The 17974-nt window shown below is 72.4% G+C and carries 13 protein-coding genes; 7 read left to right on the top strand and 6 right to left on the bottom strand.

Going from position 1 to position 17974, the window contains the following annotated elements; translation table 11 throughout:
• Nucleotides 1-15 precede the first annotated feature (15 nt).
• Nucleotides 16-1071, bottom strand: coding sequence for a hypothetical protein (locus tag WMF24_RS19850; protein WP_437738001.1), 1056 nt, complete (start codon nt 1069-1071; stop codon nt 16-18).
• Nucleotides 1072-1247: 176 nt separating this feature from the next.
• On the opposite strand from WMF24_RS19850, the gene WMF24_RS19855 reads away from it, so the two are divergent.
• The 4 genes from WMF24_RS19855 (at nt 1248) to WMF24_RS19870 (ending at nt 6259) form a co-directional block, all read left to right on the top strand.
• Nucleotides 1248-2735 (top strand): protein kinase domain-containing protein, encoded by a 1488-nt coding sequence (locus WMF24_RS19855; RefSeq protein ID WP_437738002.1) that lies wholly within the window; start codon nt 1248-1250, stop codon nt 2733-2735.
• Nucleotides 2736-2933: 198 nt separating this feature from the next.
• A complete protein-coding gene (pdhA, locus tag WMF24_RS19860; RefSeq protein WP_437738003.1) occupies nt 2934-3911 on the top strand; it encodes a pyruvate dehydrogenase (acetyl-transferring) E1 component subunit alpha in 978 nt (325 codons plus the stop codon).
• On the top strand, nt 3908-4891 hold the full coding sequence (locus WMF24_RS19865) for a pyruvate dehydrogenase complex E1 component subunit beta (RefSeq protein ID WP_437738004.1): 984 nt from the start codon (nt 3908-3910) through the stop codon (nt 4889-4891). Before pdhA ends, WMF24_RS19865 begins: the two co-directional genes overlap by 4 nt.
• Before the next feature lie 39 nt (nt 4892-4930).
• Complete coding sequence (locus WMF24_RS19870; RefSeq protein WP_437738005.1) at nt 4931-6259, top strand: pyruvate dehydrogenase complex dihydrolipoamide acetyltransferase; 1329 nt, start codon at nt 4931-4933, stop codon at nt 6257-6259.
• Nucleotides 6260-6455: 196 nt separating this feature from the next.
• On the opposite strand, the gene fxsT is transcribed toward WMF24_RS19870, so the two are convergent.
• The 3 genes from fxsT to WMF24_RS19885 all read right to left on the bottom strand — a co-directional run bounded on the left by fxsT (nt 6456) and on the right by WMF24_RS19885 (nt 12087).
• The gene (fxsT, locus tag WMF24_RS19875; RefSeq protein ID WP_437738006.1) at nt 6456-9326 is read right to left on the bottom strand and encodes an FxSxx-COOH system tetratricopeptide repeat protein; all 2871 of its coding nucleotides are present in this window, start codon (nt 9324-9326) and stop codon (nt 6456-6458) included.
• A gap of 146 nt (nt 9327-9472) precedes the next feature.
• Nucleotides 9473-10549 (bottom strand): ATP/GTP-binding protein, encoded by a 1077-nt coding sequence (locus tag WMF24_RS19880; RefSeq protein ID WP_437738007.1) that lies wholly within the window; start codon nt 10547-10549, stop codon nt 9473-9475.
• A gap of 26 nt (nt 10550-10575) precedes the next feature.
• Nucleotides 10576-12087 carry an SIR2 family protein gene (locus WMF24_RS19885; RefSeq protein ID WP_437738008.1) on the bottom strand — a complete coding sequence of 504 codons (1512 nt, stop codon included), beginning with the start codon at nt 12085-12087 and terminating at the stop codon, nt 10576-10578.
• 211 nt (nt 12088-12298) lie between these two features.
• On the opposite strand from WMF24_RS19885, the gene WMF24_RS19890 reads away from it, so the two are divergent.
• Nucleotides 12299-13264: a formylglycine-generating enzyme family protein gene (locus WMF24_RS19890; RefSeq protein ID WP_437738009.1), complete on the top strand. Its 966-nt coding sequence runs from the start codon at nt 12299-12301 to the stop codon at nt 13262-13264.
• A gap of 131 nt (nt 13265-13395) precedes the next feature.
• Nucleotides 13396-14340, top strand: coding sequence for a metallophosphoesterase family protein (locus WMF24_RS19895; RefSeq protein ID WP_437738010.1), 945 nt, complete (start codon nt 13396-13398; stop codon nt 14338-14340).
• Nucleotides 14341-14597: 257 nt separating this feature from the next.
• Here the strand turns inward: WMF24_RS19895 and WMF24_RS19900 are convergent, their stop codons facing one another.
• Nucleotides 14598-14804 carry a cold-shock protein gene (locus WMF24_RS19900; protein WP_012236438.1) on the bottom strand — a complete coding sequence of 69 codons (207 nt, stop codon included), beginning with the start codon at nt 14802-14804 and terminating at the stop codon, nt 14598-14600.
• Between the two features lie 426 nt (nt 14805-15230).
• Nucleotides 15231-15701: a hypothetical protein gene (locus WMF24_RS19905; RefSeq protein ID WP_437738011.1), complete on the bottom strand. Its 471-nt coding sequence runs from the start codon at nt 15699-15701 to the stop codon at nt 15231-15233.
• 87 nt (nt 15702-15788) lie between these two features.
• Between WMF24_RS19905 and WMF24_RS19910 the strand changes: the two genes are divergently transcribed.
• Nucleotides 15789-17924: an ATPase, T2SS/T4P/T4SS family gene (locus tag WMF24_RS19910; RefSeq protein WP_437738012.1), complete on the top strand. Its 2136-nt coding sequence runs from the start codon at nt 15789-15791 to the stop codon at nt 17922-17924.
• Nucleotides 17925-17974: the final 50 nt, after the last annotated feature.

Here is a 17974-nt window from a genome sequence, read left to right on the forward strand (position 1 = left end):
CCGCGGCGGACGGCGTCACGGGCCAGGCGCGAGGAGCTGGAGCAGCCGCACGTTCTTGTACGCCTCCCCGAGCGAGCCGGCCGCCTTCTGGCCGGCCCTGGCCAGCGCATCGAGCTCCTCCGGGCGCACGTCCACCTGGACCGTGAGCCGGCCCGCCCCCTGATCCACGGTGAGCGTCGCGCGCTTCGCGACCTCGGCCAGCGCTGCCCCGGCCTCGGGGCCGGCGATCGCCTGCAGCGCGTCGGCGCTCGCGCGCTTCTCCTCGAGGAGCTTCCGGAGCTCCTCGGCCGCGTCGCCCGACGCGGCGTCGATCGCGACGGTCGCGGCGATCCCCCCCTTCGTCGAGACGCCGAAGGAGACGGCTCGCGGGCCCGTGGAGCCGGTGAGGATCGCGCGGAGGCTCGGCTTGCTGTCGGACAGCAGGGCGACGCCGAGCACGGGGCGATCCCAGCCGATGTGCGCGAGGCGCGACGTGGCCTCCTCCCGGCTCGCCAGCGACGTGCCGGCCTCCTCGGCGTCGATGCTCGCCCGGAGGTCGGCCTCGGCGCCGTACAGCAGGATCGATCCGTGTCGCACGGCGATCGCATCCTCGCCGGCGCGGAGCAGGTACTTCACGCCCTTGTACTCGGCCTGCACGTAGCTGTGCTCCGCCAGCCGCTGCGCGAGCTTCTGCTCGTCGAAGCGGCCGCGCGCGACGACGAGCGACGGGGAGAGGATCAGCTTGTCCACGTCGAACCCGAGGTCGACGCCCGTCGCCTTCTTGACGTCGTCGCGGGTGCGCTCGATGTGCTGCCGCACCGAGCCGCCCTCCGCGCCGAGCGCCTTCAGGTCGAGCTGGTGCGGGTCGACGATCACCACGCCGGGGGCGCTGCCGTGGACATACTCGAGCAGCGACTCGTCCCTCGGGAACGTGGCGGCGCGGAGGTGCGCCAGGCCGAAGCCGAGCAGCCCGGTCTGCTGGGCGAGGACGATGGAGAACACGAGGCCGAGGAGCACGATGTACTTGGCCTTGCCTCGCTTCTTCGTAGCTCCGGCAGTCCGGGCCGGCTTTGACGCGCTCTCGGTGCTCATCTGTGCTCGCTGCGCCTCCCTGGGGTACCGCGTGCCGCCGGGGCTCGCGGAACCGCCTCCGCAGAGCCTCGAGCGCCGCCCGTCGACCCGGAGCGCGCCGCGGCAGAGCATAACCGGAAGCCGGACGCCGGCCAGGCCTTCCGCCGGGGCCGCCGGACGGATAGAAACGACGCGACGTGCCTGGATCCTCGTCCCCCGATGGCGGCAGCGGCGCGCTCGGACAGCCGAGCGACTGCGCCGCGCTGCCCGCCGCCCTCGGCCGCTACCACGTGCGGCGCCTGCTCGGCGAGGGGGCGATGGGGCGCGTGCTGCTCGCGCACGATCCGCTGCTCGATCGCGACGTCGCGCTGAAGCACCTGCGCGACGACCTCCGCATCCCGCGCGACGTCCGCGAGCAGCTCGTCGTGCGCATGCGCCACGAGGCGCGCGCCGCGGCCCGCGTGACGCACCCGAACCTCGTCACGCTGCACGACGTCGGCGAGGATCCGGACTTCGGGCTCTACCTCGTGTTCGAGTACGTCGAGGGGCCGACGTTGAAGCAGCAGCTCCTCGAGCGCCCGCTCTCGGCGGCGCAGGCGGCGCGCCTCGCGCGCGAGCTCGGCGAGGCGCTCACGATCGCGCACCGGGCGGGCGTGGTCCACCGCGACATCAAGCCGGAGAACATCATCCTCTCCGCGCAGGGCGGCAAGATCGCCGACTTCGGCATCGCCCGCATCCCGGACTCGACGCTGACGCACCAGGGTGGGCTGATGGGGACGCCCGCGTACAGCGCGCCGGAGACGTTCCGCGCGGGGAAGTTCTCGCCCGAGAGCGATCAGTTCTCGCTGGCCGCCGTCATGTACGAGGCGATCTCCGGCAAGCGCGCGTTCCCGGGCGACGACGCGGTCTCGGTCGCGTCGAAGATCGCGAGCGACGAGCCGCCGCCGATCGCGCGGGAGCTCGGCGTGCCGTCGGCGCTCGATCTGGTGCTCGCGCGCGGCCTGTCGAAGCGCCCCGAGGACCGGTTCCCGAGCTGCGACGCGTTCGGCGCCGCGTTCGCCGACAGCCTCGAGTGGGCCGCGTCCAGCCAGATGCCGAGGCGCACGCTGGAGCCGCCCATCGCCGCGCCCGCGGCGCTGGCGACGGAGCCGGGCGCGCTGCGCGCCGACCCGCTCGACAACGACTTCCCGCCCCGCGAGCGGAAGACGGGGCAGATCGTCCTCGGCGCCGCCGTCGTCGCGGCGACGGCGATGCTGCTCGTCCGCACGGCGATGCGCCCGACCGACGCGCCGGCCGAGGCGCCCCCCGCGGAGACGGCGCCGGCCGCGTCGTCCGCGGCCGAGGCCGAGCCGTCGGCGCCGCGGCCGCGCGCCGCCCCGTCGGCGCGGCCCGCGCGATCGAAGCACGAGCCCGGGGAGACCGCCGCGCCCGCGCCGCGCGCGACGGGCAGCGCGGAGCCCGGCGCGAGCCCGGCGGGCAGCGCGCCGAGCCGGCCCGCGTCGGTCGCCATCCCGGAAGACGAGGAGCAGGAGAAGGCCGGGGACGCGGGGACGCCGGAGCCGACCGACATCGGCGCGCCGGAGACCGACGAGCCGGGCGCGCCGGAGACCAACGATCCCGGCGCGCTGGAGAGCAACGAGCCGGGCGCGCCCGACGCCGGAGCGGCCGATGCTGCCGCGCGTTGAACGGCAGAGAGCGCGGATGCGTTGTCACGAGGTAAAAACTCCCCTAAAGGAGCCTGAGTAAGCGCCGTCGCTGTCCGGAACGGCCGATGCCCAGCGCCTCGCCTGTGCCCTCGCGGGCACCGGCGGAGCGCCCTCATCACGCCGACCGCTGCGCAGGTGACCGACTGAAGTGCTGTCTTGCCCCCTGAGATCTCCGCGATGACTACCCAGACCAACGGCGACGATCTCCATCTGTCGCTCTACCGAAAGATGTTCCAGATACGCCGCTTCGAGGAAGAAGCGGCCCGCGCTTACGCGCAGAGCAAGATCGGTGGGTTCCTTCATCTGTACATCGGTCAGGAGCCCATCGCCGTCGGCGCGGTCGCGGCGCTCCGCCCCGATGACTACGTGATGACGACCTACCGCGATCACGGCCTCGCGCTCGCGCGCGGCATGAGCGCGCGCGCCGCGATGGCCGAGCTCTACGGCAAGGTCACCGGGTGCTCGAAGGGGCTCGGCGGCTCGATGCACTTCTTCGACAAGGAGCACAACATGCTCGGCGGCTACGGCATCGTCGGCGGTCACATCCCGATCGCCGTCGGGACCGCGTTCGCGTCGAAGTACCGCGGCGAGGACCGGGTCTCGATGGTCTTCTTCGGCGAGGGCGCCGTGAGCATCGGCGACTTCCACGAGGGCATGTCGCTCGCGGCGCTCTGGAAGCTGCCGATCGTGTTCGTCTGCGAGAACAACGAGTACGCGATGGGGACGCCGCTCTCCCGGACTCTCTCGGTCGAGGACGTCTCGCAGAAGGCGCTCGCCTACGGGATGGAGCGCGACCGCTTCAACTCCGAGCACGTGCTCCAGGTGCGCGACCGCCTCGGCGAGGCGATCGCGCGGGCGCGCACGAACTCGGAGCCGACGCTCGTCGAGATCAGGACGTACCGCTTCCGCGGCCACTCGATGAGCGATCCGGGCAAGTACCGGACGAAGGAGGAGCTCGAGGAGCGAAAGAGGAAGGACGTGCTCCTGCGATCGCGCGTCGAGCTCGAGGAGAAGGGGCACAAGGCGGCCCTCGAGGCGATCGAGAGAGAGGTGGAAGAGGAGATCGCCGATGCGGTCCGCTTCGCCGAGGAGAGCCCCGAACCCGGGCCCGAGGTGCTCGAGCCCACAACCTATGCAGGACCTTTTGCGCGATGACCGTCCTAAGATTCCGGGAGGCGGTTCGCGCCGCCATGATCGAGGAGATGGAGCGCGACGAGCGGGTGTACCTCGTCGGCGAGGAGGTCGGGCACTACCAGGGCGCCTACAAGGTGACCGAGGGGATGCTCGACAAGTTCGGCCCGAAGCGCGTCATCGACGCGCCGATCACCGAGAGCGGGTTCACCGGCATCTCGATCGGCGCCGCGATGGTCGGGCTCCGGCCGATCGTCGAGTACATGACGTGGAACTTCTCCGCCGTGGCGTTCGATCAGATCCTCAACAACGCGGCGAAGCTCCGGCAGATGTCCGGCGGGCAGCTCAACATCCCGCTGGTGCTGCGCGCGCCGAACGGCTCGGCGCGCCAGGTCGGCTCGCAGCACTCGCACTCGATGGAGCACTTCTACGCGCACATCCCCGGCCTCAAGGTGCTCGCGCCCGCGATGCCCGCGGACGCGAAGGGGCTCCTCAAGTCGGCCATCCGGGATGACAACCCGGTGCTCTTCATGGAGAGCGAGACGCTCTACGGCGTGAAGGGCGAGGTGCCCGACGACCCCGACTTCACCGTGCCGCTCGGGGTCGCCTCGATCGTGCGCGAGGGGACGGACGTCTCGATCATCTCGTGGAGCCGCATGGTGCACGTGTCACTCGAGGCGGCCGCCGAGCTCGAGAAGGAGGGGATCAGCGCCGAGGTCGTGGACCTGCGATCGCTGCGCCCGCTCGACGAGGAGGCCATCGTGCGGAGCGTCACGAAGACGCACCGCGCGGTCGTGGCGCACGAGGGCTGGCCGTACGGCGGCGTCGGCGCGGAGATCGCCGATCGCATCCAGCGGCTCGCGTTCGACGAGCTCGACGCGCCCGTGCTGCGCGCGACGACGCTCGACGTCCCGATGCCCTACAACGCACGGCTGGAGCAGTACGTGATCCCGCAGGCGGCGCGGATCATCGAAAACGTTCACCGCGTTCTCTACAAAAGCTGACTGAGCGGACGCACATCCCCGATCAAGGTTGATAGACCCATGGCGAAGGTTCTGGAACTGCCGAAGCTGTCCCCGACCATGGAGGAGGGGCAGATCAGTGCCTGGCACAAGAAGGAAGGCGACACGATCGACATCGACGATCTGCTCGCAGAGGTCGAGACCGACAAGGCGACCATGGAGTACAAGTCCTTCGATCGAGGGACTTTGCTCAAGATCCTCGTGCCTGCGGGCAGCGTGGTTCAGCTCGGCCAGCCTGTCGCGATCATCGGCGCCCCGGGCGAGGACGTAAGCAACCTCGCCGGGGGCGGCGGCGCTCCGGCGCAGAAGCAGAGCGCGCCGGAGCCTCAACCGAAGGGGGAGCGCGCCCCGGAGGCGGCCGCCGCCGCGGCGCCGAGCGGCGACGCGCCCGCGACGACCGCGCCGCCCGCGGCGCGAGGCGAAGCGGTCTCGCCGCCCACGCAGCCGGCGGCGCCGCAGCCGTCGTCCGGGGGGCGCGTGAAGGCGTCGCCCTACGTGCGCAAGCTCGGCCGCGAGCGCGGGCTCGACCTGAGCAACGTCGCTGGCACGGGTCCGGGCGGGCGCATCGTCGCCCGCGACCTCGAGGGGCTCAAGCCGGCGGCGGCGGCCGCGCCTGCGGCGACCGCGCCGGGCGAGCTCGCCGCGCCGGAGGTGCGACCGCTCAGCATGATGCGCAAGGCGATCGCCCGGCGCCTCACCGAGTCCAAGCAGACGGTCCCGCACTTCTACCTCTCGATCGACGTCGACGCCGACCCGCTGAACGCGCTGCGCGAGCAGATCAACGCGGATCTCGCGGCGACCGCCGGCGAGGGCGAGAAGCCGGCGAAGGTCAGCTTCAACGACCTCCTCGTCAAGGCGTGTGCGATCGCGCTCGTTCGCGTCCCGGAGTGCAACGCGCAGTTCACCTCGGACGCGATCCTCGTTCACCGGCGCGTCGACATCTCGGTGGCGGTCGCCGTCCCCGAGGGGCTCGTCACGCCGGTGGTGCGCAACGTGGACCGCAAGCAGGTGCTCGAGATCGCCGCCGAGGTGCGCGAGCTCGCGGGGCGCGCCAAGGCGAAGAAGCTGCGGCCCGAGGAGATGGCGAACGGCACGTTCTCGATCTCGAACCTCGGCATGTACGGGATCGACAACTTCGGCGCGGTCATCAACCCGCCCGAGGGGGCGATCCTCGCCGTGGGCCAGGTCCGCCGCGAGCCCGTCGTGCGCGGCGAGCAGGTCGTGCCCGGCCGGCGCATGAGCATGACGCTCTCCTGCGATCACCGCGTCGTCGATGGCGCCGTCGGCGCGACCTTCCTCAAGGTGCTGCGCCAGCTCCTCGAGCACCCGACGCAGATCCTGATCGGCTAGCCTTCACTTCCTCGCGCGAAGCCAGCCGACACGCAGTCGACGCCGGGGCCTCTCCCGGCGTCGACTCCCCCGCCCTGCCCGCCCCGCTGAACCGACGCTGGCGCGAGCGCCTCGCGAACTCTCCGCGGGCGCCCAGGTCGCCTCCGCGCGCTCTACGCGGGCGCCCAGGTCACCTCCGCCCTTGGCCCGCGAGCGCTCAGGTCGCCTCGGCGCCGCCGCCGAGCGCGTCGCCGAGGCGCGCGAGGTTCCGCGAGAAGATCTGGACGGACGGGTGCGTCGGCCCGAGCGCCTTCGTGGCGATCGCCACGGCGCGCTCGATCTGCTGCCACGCGCCCGAGAGATCGCCGAGCGCCTGCAGCACGCGGCCGAGGTTGTTCACGATGCTCGCCACGACCGGGTGATCCGGACCGTACGTCGCCTGCGCGATGCCGAGCGCCCGCTCGAGCTGCTCGCGCGCGCCGGGCAGCTCGCCGAGCGCCTGCAGCACGCTGCCGAGGTTGTTGCAGCCGATCGCCACCGCCGGGTGGTCCGGTCCGTACGTCGCCTCGGCGATCTTCAGCACGCGCGCGAAGTTCGCCCGCGCGCCCTCCAGGTCGCCCAGATCGCGCAGCACGCTGCCGAGGTTGTTGATGTCCCGCGCGACGTCCGGGTGATCCGGGCCGTACGTGTCCTCGACGATCGCGAGCGCGCGCTCGAAGTCGGCGCGCGCCCCGGCCAGGTCGCCGAGATCGCGCAGCACGCGCCCGCGGTTGTTCAGCGCCAGCGCGAAGCGCGGGTGGTAGCAGCCGTAGCTGTGCTCGTCGATCTTGAGCGCCTCCTCGAACTGCTCGCGCGCGCCCTTCAGGTCGCCGAGATCGTGGAGGAGCCGGCCGAGGTTCGTGCGGCCGATCGCGACGGTCGGGTGGTCCGTCCCGTAGGCGCGGATGTCGATCGCCAGCGCGCGCTCCAGGTGCACGCGCGCGCCCGCGAAGTCGCCGAGATCGCGGAAGAGCGCGCCCAGGTTGTTGAGCCGTATCGCGACGCTCGGGTCGTCGGGGCCGTACGTCGCCTCGTCGATGGCGAGGGCGCGCTCCAGGTGCTTGCGCGCGCCGGGCAGATCGCCCTGATCCATGAGCACGCTGCCGAGGTCGTTCACGTCGCGCGCGACGTCCGGGTGATCGGGGCCGACGCTCGCGATGTCGATCGCCAGCGCGCGCTCCAGGTGGGCCCGCGCGCCGCCGAGGTCGCCCAGATCGTGGAGGACGCTGCCGAGGCTGCGCAGCACGGCCGCCACCTTCGGATCGTCGGGGCCGAACACCGCCTCGTGCAGCGCGAGGGCCCGCTCCAGGTACCCTTTCGCCTCCGCGAACGCCGCGCGCCCTTGCAGGTACACGGCGAACCTGGCGAGGAGCCGCCCGCGCACCTCCCTCGCGACGTCGTGGGCCTCCGCCTGGCTCGCGGCGGCGAGCGCGTGCGGCAGCCAGCGGGCGCAGAACGGCCACGTCTCCACGTCGTCGCTGCTCTCGGGGAACGCGTGCTCGACGAGGCGGACGGCGGCCTCGGCCCATATCCGCCGGTCCTCGGGCGCGAGGCGATCGCGGACCACGGCCTGCACGAGCCGGTGCACCGAGAGCGCGCCCTCGTGCACGTCGATGAACGAGTAGCGGCGGAGCGCGGCGACCGCCTCGTCGAGCATCAGCGGGTCGCTCAGCGCCTCCGCGAGCGCCGGCGGCAGGTGCGGCGCGGCGTCGGCGAGGCCCTCGCGGGGGATGTCGTCGGGCGCGAGGAACGCGCACAGGCTGAGGAGATCGACGGCGACGGGCGAGAAGCGCTGCGCCTCCTGGAAGGCGAGGCCCCAGGTGGTGGCGACCGGCGTCGGGTAGTCCATCGGCACGCCCCGGAGCAACAGCTCGCGCTGGTGATCGCCGAAGGCCGCGTGGTAGGTCGCGATGGACGACCTCGTCTCCTTGATGGTCGCCGCCGCCTGCACCAGCGCGAGCGGCAGATCGCCGAGCGTCTCGGCGAGCTTCTCCGCGGCGCGCTCGTCGCTCTGCCCCGTCCGACCGAGCAGGAACTTCACCGAGTCGGCGCGATCGAGCGCCGGCACGGTGAGCGGCGTGGCGATGCCGCGGAAGCTCGGGTTGCGCGAGGTGATGAGGATGTGGCCGGTGCGCGGGTGCGGGAGGTACGGCGCCACGTCCTTCGGGTCGTTCACGTTGTCGAAGACGAGCAGCCACCTGTCGTTGCGCGACAGCCACGCGCGGACCGCCTCGATCGCGATCCGCTGGTCGGCCTCGTTCTGCTCCGGCAGGTCGAGCGCCGCGGCGAGGCGGGCGAAGTCCTCGGCCGCCGTCGCCGGCTCCTCGGCGCGGACCCACCAGACGACGTTGTACTGGCTCGCGTACCGGTGCGCGTACTCCGCGGCGAGCTGCGTCTTGCCGATCCCGCCGAGGCCGCTGATCGCCTGCGTGAGCGCCGCCGGTCCGCCCGTGGTGAGCGCGCTGCGCAGCTCGTCGAGGAGACGGTCGCGCCCGGTGAAGCTCGGGTTGCGCGGCGGCAGCTTCTTGATGTGCGGCTCGGCGTCGGGCGAGCTCGACGGCCTGCGAGCGACCGGCCTCTGCGTCGGCGGCTCCGTCTCGCGGACGGCGCTCCGGATCCCCTTCGCGATCTCGGTGAACGCCTCGCTCTGGTTGGGGTAGCTCGTCACGGGCCGCGCGCGGTTCGGCAGCGGCTGCAGCTCGCCGAGCAGCGTCTTCTCCCACGCGCAGGGGCGCAGGATGACGGGGATGACCCGGCACTCACCCGCGTCGTGCCGGGCGATCGCCTCCCGGATCTCCGGCGTGAGCCACGCGTCGGCGGAGAGGAAATCCGCGCTCACGAGCAGCAACACCACCCGCGCCTCGCGCAGCCTCGCCGCGATCGCCTCGCGCCGCTCCCTGCCACCGCCGAGCGCGAAGCCCTGATACGTCCGGATGACCCCTTGCCGCTTGAGCGCGTCGAGGTGGGTCTCGAGCTTGGGCCGTAGGTCCTCGTCCCTCGGGGAGTAGGAGAAGAACACGTCGGCGGGGCTCGTCGCCAAGGCAACCATAGTTCCTCTCGCGGGCCTTAAGGTCTCACGACGGACCTGAAGCGCAACGAGAATACGCGGTCGGGAAAGACCCAGGAAGAGACGGCATATGACGCTCTCGGCGGATACATGTGGGTCGAACCTCCATCCTCTTCATGGGGTGTGCCTTACCCCGAATCCGGCTCCGTCCTACCTTCGCGTTCCTCTTCCGTGCCGGGGGAGAACCTGCCGGAAGCCTGGACGATGCGGCGCGCCGCTTCCATCCATTGTCGACGGTCGTCCCGTCGCAGCTGGTTGCGGACGACGATCTTCACGAGGCGGTGGACGCTGAGCGTCTGCGGCCGCACCTCGATCAGCGAGTGCAGCCGCAGCACCGCGATCGCGTCGTCGAGCGCGAGCGGGTCGTACTCGCCGAGCGACCGCCGCGGGATCGCGTCCATCGGCAGGAACGAGCAGAGGCTGAGGAGCTCCGCCGCGGCCTGGTGGCTGAACACGGCGGCGAGCGCGCTCTCCCACGCAGTCGCGACCGTCACCGGGAAGCTGACCGGGCGCTCCAGGAGCGCGGCCGGGCGCTGGCGGAACAGCGCGAGGTACTCCGCGAGCGGGCGCCCCGTCTCCTCGATGTACGCGCCGGCCTGCGCCAGCGCGAGCGGCAGATCGCCGAGCTCTTCCGCGAGCGCGTCGGCCGCCTCGGCGTCGGTCTCGCCGGTGCGCCGGAGCAGGAAGCTCACCGACTCGGCGCGCTCGATGCCGCGGACGTTCACCGTCGTGAGCCCGCGCCATATCGGGTTCTGCGACGTCGCGATCACGTGGCCGCCCTGCGAGGCGCTCGGGAGGTAGGGCTCGACCTCGACCGGATCGCGCACGCCGTCGAACAGGAGGAGCCAGCGCCCGCGGCGGCCGAGCCTGCTGCGCACCGCCGCGACGGCGCGGGCCGGATCCGACAGCTCGTGCTCGGGCAGCCGCATCTCTGCGGCGAGCGCGACGAACGCGGCGTCCATCGTCGCCGGGCTCTGGCCGTCGATCATGAAGACGATGTCGTAGGCGCCGACGTTGCGGTACGCGTACTCGATCGCCAGCTTTGTCTTGCCGGTGCCGCCGAGCCCGCAGAGCGGCGCCACGCCGCGCTTCGCGAGCGCGGCGCCGATCTCGGCGAGCAGATCCTCGCGCGCGGCGAGGTTCCGGCTGCTCCACGCCGGGAGGCTGACGATCCCGGGCGGCGGTGGCACCTCCGATTGGCTCACCGGCTGGGCGCCGGTCGTCGGTGAGCCTACGGGGGGTTTTGGGTGAGCTGCTCGACCTGCTTTCGGATCCCCTTGGCGATGTCGGTGAAGGCCTCGCTCTGATTGACCCAGCTCGTCACGGGGCGCCCGCCCCGCGGCAGGCTGGCCAGCTTGCCGAACGGCGCGCCCTCCCAGTCGCAGGCGTCGAGGATGACCGGGATGACGCGCGCCTCACCCCGCTCGTGGCGCTCGATCGCCTTCTGCATCTCGACGTCGTAACAGAAGTCCGACGCGAGGAAATCCGCGCTGATGAGCAGCAGGATGACCCTCGCGGTCTCGAGGTGATCGGCGAGCGCCTGGTCGCGCTCCTCGCCGGCGCCGATCTCGCCGTCGTGCCAGCCGCGGATGACGCCCTTCCTCTTGAGGATCGCCAGGTGCGTCTCGAGCTTGTCGCGCAGCTCGCGGTTGCTCTCCGAGTACGAGAAGAACACCTCGATCGGGCTCGCCGGCGGCTCGGACGCGCGGTCGCGCCGCGGCGCGCCGAGCGCCCCGGGCATCGTGGCCGTGTCGTCGTAGCCGGCCGAGTCCGGCGGGAGATCGTACGCCGGGAAGCCGAGCGGCGACGACGACGGCGGCAGCTCCAGGTCGGGGATCGGGGGCGGCAGGATCGAGCGCGACGAGCGCGACGCCGTCGCCGCCCCGCGCGCGCGGGGGGCCCTCATGCGATCGAGGATGTCGAGCGCCCTGTCGTGGCTGCCGTCGGGCGTGTCGTACGGCAGGAGCAAAAACCCCATGTCGACGAGCGTCGTGCGGCGGTAAGGCGTCAGGCTCGCGCTCGGGACGATCACGAAGCGGGGCGGCGGCGAGCTGCCCGAGAGCGCGTGGATGTCCGACAGCATCTCGTCGAAGTTGCCGTCGGCGCGCCCGAAGCCGATGAAGAGCACAGGGCACTTCGAGAGCACGGCGGTGAGCGACCTGCGCACGGCGGGGGCCGCGATCGACGCGAGGAAGCGATCCCGCGCGAAGACCCAGCTCGCCGGCTCCTTCAGCGTGCCGTGCAGCTTGAGGATGATGCGCCGGCGCCACGCGACGTCGTCGGTGACGCGCCACAGGGTCTCCCAGTCCTCGCCGAAGGCGCGCTCGAGCAGGCGGTTGAGGTTCGTCGTGAGCACCGCGCGCAGCTTGTCCCGCAGCGCGGCGATCGCGAGCGCGATCCTCGGCGGATCGAGCCCCTCGTCGTCCAGCGCGTCCTCGACGAAGGCGTTGAACTCCGCCGCGCCGAGCGCGTGCTCCGCCGCGCCGAGCGCCTCGCTGTAGCGCTGCGATCGCGCGAGCGCCGCGACCTCGGCGGTCACGACGTCGTCGCCGACCTGCTCGCGCACCCTCTCGACGAGCAGATCGACGAGCTGGCGCCACGTCGGCAGCCCGGCCGCGGCCGAGATGCCTCCCCCCACGAAGAGCACGAGCTCCCCGCTCTCGAACGCCTCGTGCAGCGCCTCGATCACCGCGGCGTCGACCTCCGCGCCCGTCGTGTTCGCGTTGTCCATCAGGGTTGACATCGAGCCCCTCGAGTCTATCGCTCCTCGGCGTCCGGCGCACTTTTGCGGCGCGTCGCGCGCCGGCTCGACGCGCGACGCGCGACGTCGGAGCGAGCGCCCGATGGCCGGCCCCCGGCGCTCACGACGTCCGAGACGACTGCCTCCGGCGCCTCCGACGAGGTCGGAAGAGGCGGAAACAGTCCGCGAGCCTGGACCATGCTACGCCTCCGACATGCGTCCGGCGGCTCTCCTCACGCTGGCCACGCTGGCCTCGCTTTTCGCGGTCTCCATGGTCGGCGTGGCTGCTCCTCCTCCCCGCACGCGGCGCGCCCCGCGCCTCCCGGCGGCCTCGGAGGCCGCGCTCCCGGCGGGCAGCGGCGGGCAGCGCGCGCGCTCGCCCGCGAGCGTCGTCGCGCTGCGCACGCCCGGGCCTCCCGCCGTCCTCGTGCGCGCCGGCAGCTTCACGATGGGCTCGAGCGAGGTCGAGATCGCGCACGCGGTGACGCTCTGCAAGCTCGAGCCGGCCGGTGAGCTGTGCGTCGAGGAGACCGAGGCGAGCTTCGCGAACGAGCTCGTGCCGCACGAGGTGTACCTGTCGGACTACTGGATCGACCGCACCGAGGTGACGGTCGCCAGCTACCGCCGGTGCGTCTCGGCCGGACTCTGCACCGAGCCGCCCTACGCCTCCGGCGGGCAGCGCTTCGATCGCCCAGATTACCCGGTGGTGCTCGTCTCGTGGAACGATGCGCAACGCTACTGCGCCTGGGCCGGCGGCCGGCTTCCGACCGAGGCCGAATGGGAGCGGGCGGCGCGCGGCGTCGCCGGGCGTCGTTACCCGTGGGGCCATGTCTACAACCCCTTCCACGCGAACCACGGGCGGCTTTCGTTCGACGAGCTCGACGACAGCGACGGCTTCCTCGAGCTGGCCCCCGTGGGCTCGCTCGTCGCCGGGCGGACCCCTGACGGCATCGACGATCTCGCCGGCAACGTCGAGGAGTGGGTCGCGGATTACTACCATCCCGAGTATCCAAGCGGCAGCGCGAAGGACCCGCGCGGGCCCGACATGGGGGAGGAGCGCGTGCTGCGGGGCGGCAGCTACATCCAGGGTCGGCCGTGGATGCGCGGCGCGGCGCGCGGCCACGACGTGCCGACCAGCCGCCGCGCGTGGCGCGGCTTCCGCTGCGCGCGCGACGCCTGAGGTGCGGACGATGTGCGCGCGCAGGACGATGCGCGCGCGCAGGACGATGTGGGCGCGCACGGGGTGGGCGCGCGCTCGATGAGCCCGCACGGTGGTTGGCCGCGGCGCGGGAACGGCCCATACTGGCGCCCGTGAGGATCGCGCACCTCTCTGACCTGCACCTCCTGTCGCTCGAGGGGGCCATCCCGTTCCGGCTCCTGAACAAGCGGCTCACGGGCTACATCAACCTCCGGTTCCGGCGCCGCGCCATCCACAAGCCGCACGCGGTGCACGCCGCTGCGAGGGAGATCCGGCGGCTCGGCGTGGACCACGTCGTCATCACGGGCGACGTCTCCAACCTCGCGCTCGAGCGGGAGTTCGTCCTCGTCCGCGACTTCTTGCAGCGCGATCTCGGGCTTGCTCCCGACCGGGTGAGCATCGTCCCTGGGAACCACGACGCGTACACGAAGGGCGCGCATCGCTCGCAGCGGTTCTCCCGGTACTTCGCGCCGTACCTGCGCTCCGATCTCCCCCTCGACACGCCGCCCACGAGCGACGGAGGCATCGCTGCCCGCGATGACGGTAGCTCGGTGTTTCCCTTCGTGCACCTGCGCGGGCCGGTGGCGTTCATCGGCCTCTCGACGGCGTGGCCGCGCCCTCCGCTGGTGGCCTCGGGGCGGCTCGGCCCGGTCCAGCTGCGCGCGCTGGAGCGCGTGCTGGCGCACCCGGAGGTGCGACGACGCACGCCGATCGTGCTGCAGCACCACCCGTTCCACAACCCGACAAGCCGGGCAAAGACGTTGCTGGAAGGCCTCGGGGACGCCGCGGCGGAGGGGCGGCTGCTCCGGCAGGTCAGCCGCGGCCTGCTGCTGCACGGACACCTGCACCGGCGCATCCACCGGAAGCTCCACACCGAGCGGGGCCACATCGACGCCGTGGGCGCCGCCAGCGCCTCGCTCCTGCACGAGAGTGACGAGCGGATGGCCGGATTCAACGTCTACGAGGTCGACGACGCGGGGGCGATCAAGGGCATCAGCTCCCATCGCTTCGTCCCGGGTCAAGAGGCATTTCGCGAGGTCCCGGTTCCCCAGCGATGAGCGCTCCCGGCGCCCGGCGCTCCGCCGGGCGCCCACCACGCAAGAGAAACGCCCGGCGCTCCGCCGGGCGCCCAATCACGCGAACAAAAAGCGCTCGGCGCCCTGCCGAGCGCCCCACCGGAACGGCGCGCAGACCATCCGCCACGCGCGGAGACCCGCCTTGCGGGCGCGCGATGATCGGGCTCGGAGGTGAGGTGGTTCGAGCGCAGCGGGAGCGCTGCGCGGGCAGTCCGGTGGGGCTCTGGTCAGGAGGAAATTCAGGCGGTGGCGCGGATCACGTTGACCGCCTGGAGACCTTTGGGACCTTCTTTGATCTCAAATTCAACGGTCTCGTCCTCGAACAGACGGCGGCGCCCCTCCCCGTTGATCTGCGAATAGTGAACGAAGACGTCGGGGCCAGTCTCCTGCTTGATGAAGCCCCAACCCTTCTCATCGTTGAACCACTTAACCTTGCCAACTGCCATATTTCCTCCACTTCAGAGCTCGTCGATACCCGAGGCGCGCAGGCTGGGAGTCGGGAGTAGACCGCGGCTGCGGTCCCTCATTCCGATGCGGGCTTGGCTGGTTCCAGCAAACCCCCCTCGTGGACAAATCCAGGTTGCGCAGGGCGGTAGCCCAGACGCTGGTTGCTGTGCGTGCGCGGTAACTTCGACGATTCTCCCCGGTCCGAGCGGCGCCAACGTAAACGGCCCGACGCGCCAAGGTCAAGCGATGATGGCTCGAACGGAGCGCGATCGAGGCAGTACCCACCTGACCGGCAGTCGCGCCTTGCGGCAGACCCCGATGCGAATGCTCCGGCGTACAGCAACTCCTGACAGCGACCACGCGAGCACGATCGATGAGGGGCTTGCCGCGAAGCACAATTCGCGCGCCCGTCAAGATTTGCGCTCTTATCGAAGAACGTTGTGCGACGGCCCGCGCAGGACGCCGCCCTCTCCATCGTGGCCTCGCCACGTCCTGCAGCGGCCGTCGCGCTCCGGACGCGCCGTGCCGTCGCGCACCCCGTCGGCAGCGCGGTCCGCCACGCGCAGCTCGTCCTCTCCGCTCCCGTGGAACGTCGAGCGACGCGGCGCGATGCGCGGCTCGCCACGCGAGCCGCACGAGCGCCGCGGCGGCGCGGGGGACCAGCGCAGGGCGCCGTGCGTCGGCGACGACAACGACGGGTTCAGCCTGGGCCGCCGCCGCTCGGACTGCATCGGCGCTGGCGCCCCTCCGGCGCGGCAGCGCGCCGGCGCGGTCTCCCGGGCCGCTCGCCTGCGCGCGTCCGCCGTGCGCTCGCGCGCGTCCGCCGTGCCCTCGCGCGCGGCGGACGCGCGCCCGGCGCCGCCCGCTCGCCGCCCGGCGGCACGAATCGCAGGCATCTCGTTGACATGTCTGTTCGAGCTTGCTCGTATGGCGTGGCGAGGGCATCGGGTCCCATCTCCGCCCTGGCCCCGCGAGGCGACGAGATGTTCTCGGTGATCATCAGCGAGAAAGGGGGCGCGGAGCGCCGCGAAACCTTCGACCGGACAGAGATCAACGTCGGCCGCGTCCAGGGCAACGACCTGATGCTGCCGAAGGGCAACGTGTCGAAGCGGCACGCCCGCCTCCTCTTCCGCGACGGGCGCTTCATCGTCACCGATCTCAAGAGCACGAACGGCACGTACGTCAACGGCCGGAAGATCGCCCAGGCGACGATCGTCCGCGAGGGCGACAAGATCTACATCGGCGACTTCGTGCTGAGGATCGAGACGGCCGCGGCCGGCACGGCGCCTCCGGACAGCACGGCGCCTCCGGTGCGCGTGCCGGAAGAGACGGGCGCCGGCGGCGATCCGGCGTACCTGCCCGATCGCGCCGCGCCGCCGTCGGCCGAGAAGGGGCTGCACCGGTCGGCGCCGCTGCCGCTCATCAACGAGAAGGGCGAGCCGTCGCGCACCGGCCAGGGCGTGATCAGCCACTTCCCCCTCGAGAACGATCCGGATGAGTCTGTCGACGCGGCCGCGCCCGTCCCCGGTCCGCCGCGCATCCCCTCGCCCCGCCCGCCGCTCGTGCCGGGGGGACCGCAGGGCGGCGCGTCCGTCCCGCCGCTGCCCGTCCCTCCGGCGATGCCCAACGCCCCCGCGGCGCGCGACGGCCGCGGCTACCCTGGCAACCCGACCACGCAGATGGCGCGCCCGTCGCCGACCGCGACGCCGCTGCCGGGGCAGGGCGCGGCGAACACCGTCGCGGTGCAGCCGCAGGGCGGCGCGAACGTCGCCGTGCACCCGAGCGTGGTCCCCATCCCCAGCCGGCGCGCCATCCCGCCCGTCTCGGACCGGGTCGACCGGGGACAGGGCGACTCGGCGCAGGCCGTAGCCCACCGCAGGGCGCTCGGCCGGCTCATGGAGCGGCTCGCCGAGACGGTCGACCTCGCGCCGCTCGACGGCGGGGCGCCGCCGGATGCCGCGCTCGCCCAGCGGCTCGAGCGCGCCGTGGCCGAGAGCGCCGAGGCGACCCGCGCGGCGGGCGAGCTCCCGCCCGAGGTCGACGCCGACGCGCTCCGCGCGGACGCGCAGCGGGAGCTCTTCACGCTGGGTCCGCTCGATCGCCTGCTCGACGACGCCGAGGTGAGCGAGATCCAGGTGTTCCGCCACGACCACGTGATCGCGATGCACGGTCGCCGCCGCGTCATCGCGGAGGTCGGGTTCAGCAGCGAGCGCGCGGTCGAGCGGGTCATCCGCCGGCTGTGCAGGATGGCCGGGCAGCCGCTCGAGGAGGGCGCGCGCTTCGTCGAGCGGATCCTGCCGCAGGGGCGGCGGCTCTTCGCCGTGCTCCCGCCGGCCGCGACCGCCACGCTGGTGATCCGGAAGCCGCAGCGCCCCGACGTCACGCTGGACGACCTCGTGCGCAACGGGACGATCTCGCGCGCCATGGCCGGGCTGCTCTCCCAGTGCGTGATCGGGCGCGGCAACCTCCTCGTCACGGGGACGCGCGACGCGGGGACGAGCTGGCTGCTCGGCGCGCTCGCGGCCGCGGCGCAGCCCGACGACCGGTTCGTCGTGCTCCAGGACGAGGACGAGCTCGTCCTCGACCAGCCGAACACGCTGTCGATCGCGCTCGGCAGCACGGCGGCGGAGCGGACGCGGGCGGTGCAGTCGGCCGCGCGCATCCGGCCGGAGCGGCTCGTCGTGAGCTCGTTCTCGGGCCACGTCGCGGCCGAGGTCGTCGACGCCATCGGCGGCGGCATGGACGGCGTGCTCGCGGCCGCCCGCGCGCCGACGCTGCGGCAGGCGGTGACGCGCCTGCCCGCCGACATCGCCGCGACCCGCCCCGGCATCGCGCCGGAGACGGCGCGCGAGTGGCTGGCGTCGTCGTTCGACCTCGCGATCGAGATCGCGCTGCTCCGCGACGGCCGCCACCGCGTGCTCCGCATCGCGGAGCTCGGCATCGAGGGCGGGCAGATCGCCATTCGCGACGTGTTCACGTTCGTGGTCGAGCGGACGGCCGCGGGCGGCGCGCTCGAGGGGACGTTCCACCCTTCCGGGCTGGTGCCGGACATCGTGGAAGATCTTCAGTCCCGCGGGCTCACGGTCGACACGTCGACCTCGTTCCGCAGAAACCGCTAGGACGTCTGGAGAGCCGCGAGAGCGTCTTGACGAGCGCCCGCGTGAAACGG

The organism is Sorangium sp. So ce1335 (genome assembly GCF_051521615.1).
GTDB lineage: Bacteria > Myxococcota_A > Polyangia > Polyangiales > Polyangiaceae > Sorangium.